At 29.0% G+C, this 1,711-nt stretch carries 2 protein-coding genes; both read left to right on the forward strand.

Going from position 1 to position 1,711, the window contains the following annotated elements; translation table 11 throughout:
* Positions 1 to 309: 309 nt before the first annotated feature.
* Positions 310 to 858 carry a peroxiredoxin gene (locus ISM_RS17865; protein ID WP_009812029.1) on the forward strand — a complete coding sequence of 183 codons (549 nt, stop codon included), beginning with the start codon at positions 310 to 312 and terminating at the stop codon, positions 856 to 858.
* Between the two features lie 40 nt (positions 859 to 898).
* Positions 899 to 1,711 (forward strand): ABC transporter permease (locus ISM_RS17870; protein ID WP_156783278.1); only part of this gene is annotated, 813 nt, incomplete at its 3' end.

Below are 1,711 nucleotides of genomic sequence, written 5' to 3' on the forward strand. Positions count from 1 at the left end.
AGTAAAAAAGAAATTTATGTCTTATGTTGATTTAAATAATTCTTCTAAAGCATGTTCCCCATGTAATTTGGAGTGTAAAAAAATCAATAAAAGAATAAATGACAGAAAACTTTCAGAAATTAAAACTAAGGAAGTTCCGCATCTCCTTAAAGTATTTAATTTTTGATTTTCTGACAATGGCCATGCTTAGGTTGGCGTCTCCTTCCTAAAGCATGGTCATTAAAAGATTTCCTTCTGTTGAAGGAGTGTTCACGTGATCAAGATGTCTCCTTATTATGATGAACACTCTTTGAACAGAAAAAAATAAAAATGAAAGCTGGATATAAATTAGATAAGGTTATCTTTAAATTAAGAGAAGGTGATAAAGCTAGTAGTCATAATCAGTGTTCGATTGGTGGAAGATGGATTGAAAAGACCACTGATGATTTTTTTAAAAATAGGAGAGTAGTTTTATTTAGTTTGCCGGGTGCTTTTACACCAACATGTTCTTCACTACAACTACCAGGATTTGAAAATTATTGTGAGCGTTTTAAAAAATTAGGTATAGATGAAATTTATTGTTGCTCAGTAAATGATGCATATACAATGAATGCTTGGGCAGAAAAAATGAGGATCAAAAATGTAAAACTTATACCGGATGGTAATGGTTATTTTACAAAACAGATGGGAATGTTAATTTCTAAAGATCATTTAGGTTTTGGTAATAGAAGCTGGAGATATATGGCTGTAATTACTGATGGAATAGTTGAAAAATGGTGGGAAGAACCAGGAATAAACAATGAAGGGTCAGATGATGATCCTTATACTGAAACCATGCCAGAAAAATGTTTAGAATATCTTGCAGCAGGTAGTGAGTAAATCTATTCATTAAACTTAAATTAATATATAAATCGCCAAAATGCCTAAAAATTTAAATATATGGTTTTTTATATCAATAATAATTTCCTCATTTGTTTTAATTCCAATACTTACAGTTTTTTCAAGTTTTTTTGATGATACTTCCGAATACTATGAACTATTAAAGAATACATTTTTAATAGAATATATCTTCAATTCTTCAGTTTTATTATTAAGTGTGCTCGTGCTAACATTTCTAATAGGCACTGGATCAGCTTATCTAGTATCATTTTATGAGTTTCCACTAAGTAATTTCTTTAAATGGGCACTTATCTTATCCTTTGCAGTTCCACCTTATATTTATGCTTATTCTTTAACAGCATTTTTTGAAAATTATGGCACTGCGTATGCAATTTTAAAAAATTTATTTGGAGATGGTAATTATAATCAGAGTATACCCAAATTTGATGGAATGTTTGGTGCAATATTATCCATTTCGTTCTCATTATTTGCCTATGTATTTATTTTAACAAGAGCATCTTTTTTATATCAATCACAAAATTTAATCGATTTAGGTAAAAATCTTGGATTTTCAAAATTTAAATCATTTTACAAAATTATATTACCATCTGCTCGCCCAGCTATAGTTGCTGGATTATCATTAGTCGCAATGGAAACATTAGCAGAGTTCGGAGCAGTTGATTTTTTTTCAATCAATACTTTAACAACTGGTATCTATAATTCTTGGATAGCTTTTGATGATTTGGCATTTGCAAATCGATTATCTTTTTTTCTTTTATTATTTATTTTTGCATTATTTTCTTTAGAAAATTTGTCTAGAAAAAATGCCAAATATCACTTCAATACAAGAGAA

Origin of the sequence: Roseovarius nubinhibens ISM (assembly GCF_000152625.1) — a bacterium.
Taxonomy (GTDB): Bacteria; Pseudomonadota; Alphaproteobacteria; order Rhodobacterales; family Rhodobacteraceae; genus Roseovarius; species Roseovarius nubinhibens.

Excerpts from the sequence above, each read along its gene's own strand:
- ISM_RS17865 (WP_009812029.1), top strand. The coding sequence starts at position 310 with ATGAAAGCTGGATATAAATTAGATAAGGTTATCTTTAAATTAAGAGAA.